The 2,828-nt window shown below is 70.7% G+C and carries 1 protein-coding gene; it reads left to right on the top strand.

The annotated features are described in order from the left end of the window. The coding region (locus ABT130_RS47350; RefSeq protein ID WP_350966460.1) for a type I polyketide synthase at nt 1–2,828 on the top strand (2,828 nt) is incomplete at both ends.

Below are 2,828 nucleotides of genomic sequence, written 5' to 3'. Positions count from 1 at the left end.
CGGTCGGCGCAGTGGGAGAACCCGGGCCGGTTCGTGCTGGTCGACGTTGACGCGGAGTTGCTTCCGTCGTCGCTGGCTGTGGTGCTGGCCTCCGGTGAGCCGCAGGCGGCGGTCCGTGAGGGTGCGGTACGGGTGCCTCGTCTGGCTCGGGTGGTGCCGGCCGAGGAGGCGGGGCGGTCGTGGGATCCGGAGGGGACGGTGCTGGTCACCGGTGGTACCGGTGGTCTGGGTGGTCATCTGGCTCGGCATCTGGTGGCCGAGCGGGGTGTGCGGCGTCTGTTGCTGACCAGTCGCCGGGGGCTGGAGGCTCCGGGTGCGGTGGAGTTGCAGGCGGAGTTGATCGCGCACGGGGTCGAGGTCGAGATCGCCGCCTGTGATGTGGCCGACCGGGATCAGGTGGCGGCCCTGCTGGCCGGGATCGATGCCGACCATCCGCTGACCGCAGTCGTTCACACCGCCGGTGTGCTGGCCGACGGGACGATTCCGTCGCTGACGCCCGAGCGCCTGGACACCGTGCTGCGGCCCAAGGTCGATGCCGCCTGGCACCTGCACGAGCTCACCCAGGGCCTGGACTTGGCGGCGTTTGTTGTGTACTCGTCGGCCTCGGGTGTCATGGGCTCGGCTGGGCAGGGCAACTACGCGGCCGCGAACACGTTCTTGGACGCGCTGGCTCAGATGCGGCGGGCCGAGGGACTGCCCGCGCTGTCGCTGGCGTGGGGTGCCTGGGCTCAGGAGGCCGGATTGACCGGCACACTGAGCGACGCCGACATGCGGCGGATCGCCAGGATGGGTACGCCGCCGCTGTCGGTGGAGCAGGGCCTGGCGCTGTTCGAGGCCGCTGTCGCGCTTGAGCATGCGGTGCTGATTCCGCTCCGGTTGGAATTGGCGGTGCTGCGCTCCCATGGCGAGGTGCCGGCGTTGTTGCGGGGTCTGGTGCGGGGTGGGCGGCGGTCGGCGGCGTCGGGTTCGGTGGTGGCGGCGACGTTGCTGGGACGGTTGGCTCCGCTGGGGGCGGCCGAGCGTGCCGAGGTCCTGGTGGATCTGGTGCGTACCGAGGTGGCCTTGGTGCTGGGGCACGTCTCGCCGGAGACGGTGGAGGTGCGGCGGGAGTTCCGCGAGCTGGGCTTCGACTCCCTGACCGCGGTGGAGTTGCGTAACCGGCTCAATGCCGCGACCGGGTTGCGGTTGCCGGCCACGCTGGTGTTCGACTACCCGACGCCGACGCTGCTGGCGGAGTTCCTGCTGGCCGAGCTGCTCGGTGAGGACGCCGATGTGGTGGTTCCCGCGCCCGTCATGCCCCTGAGCGACGATCCGATCGTGATCGTGGGCATGGCGTGCCGTTATCCGGGCGGGGTCACCTCTCCGGAGGATCTGTGGCGGCTGGTCACCGAGGGCGGGGATGGGATCTCGCCGTTCCCGACGACGCGCGGCTGGGATCTGGGGGCGTTGTACAGCCCGGATCGGGAGCGCCGGGGGACCAGTTATGTGCGTGAGGGTGGGTTCCTGCACGAGGCGGGGGAGTTCGATCCGGGGTTCTTCGGGATCTCGCCGCGTGAGGCGTTGGCGATGGACCCGCAGCAGCGGCAGCTGCTGGAGACGTCATGGGAGGCGATCGAGCAGGCCGGGATCGACCCGGTCTCCCTGCGTGGCAGTCGTACCGGCGTGTTCGCCGGCATCTTCTACCACGACTACGGGATGAGCGCCGAGTTCCCGCCGGAGGCGATGGGCTTCGTCGGCACCGGTACGGCGGGCAGTGTCGCGACAGGCCGGATTTCGTACGCGCTGGGGTTGGAGGGCCCGGCGGTGACGGTGGACACCGCTTGCTCGTCGTCGCTGGTGGCGATGCACCTGGCTGCGCAGGCGCTGCGCTCTGGGGAGTGCTCGCTGGCGGTGGCCGGTGGTGTGACGGTGATGGCCACACCGGGGGCGTTCATCGATTTCAGCGCCCAGGGCGGGTTGGCCGGCGACGGCCGGTGCAAGTCCTTCGCTGACGCGGCCGACGGGGTGAGCTGGTCGGAGGGTGTGGGCGTGCTGGTGCTGGAGCGGCTGTCGGACGCTCGGCGTAACGGGCATCAGGTGCTGGCGGTGGTACGTGGTTCGGCGGTCAATCAGGACGGTGCGTCGAACGGGTTGACCGCGCCGAACGGCCCGTCGCAGCGGCGGGTGATTCGTCAGGCGCTGGCCAGTGCCGGGCTGACTCCCGCCGAGGTGGACGTGGTCGAGGGGCACGGGACCGGCACCACGCTGGGTGACCCGATCGAGGCGCAGGCGCTGCTGGCCACCTACGGCCAGGACCGGGACGAGGACCGGCCGCTGCTGCTGGGTTCGATCAAGTCGAATCTCGGTCACACCCAGGCGGCCGCGGGTGTGGCGGGTGTGATCAAGATGGTCATGGCTCTCCGGCACGGGGTGCTGCCCAGGACGTTGCATGTGGACGCCCCGTCGTCGCACGTGGACTGGTCCATGGGTGCGGTGGAACTGCTGACCGAGGCCAGGGGGTGGCCGGAGGCCGGTCGTCCGCGCCGGGCGGGGGTGTCGTCGTTCGGGATCAGTGGCACCAACGCGCATGTGATCTTGGAGCAGGGGCCGGAGGCTGCTGAGGCGGAGTCGCGTGGTGAGGACCGGGCGCCGGCCGTGGGTGTGGTGCCGTGGGTGGTGTCGGGCAAGACCGAGGAGGCGTTGCGGGCGCAGGCTCGTCGTCTGGGCGCGCACCTCGACGTGCACGGCGATCTCGACCCGGTGGATGTGGGGTCGTCGCTGGTGGTGTCGCGGTCGGTGTTCGAGCATCGGGCCGTGGTCATCGGAGACGGTCGTGAGGAGCTGCTGGC

Origin of the sequence: Streptosporangium sp. NPDC001681 (assembly GCF_040298085.1) — a bacterium.
Classification (GTDB): Bacteria; Actinomycetota; Actinomycetes; order Streptosporangiales; family Streptosporangiaceae; genus Streptosporangium.
The sequence above is the reverse complement of the archived record's forward strand: the minus strand, read 5'-3'. Positions and strand labels throughout refer to the sequence as shown.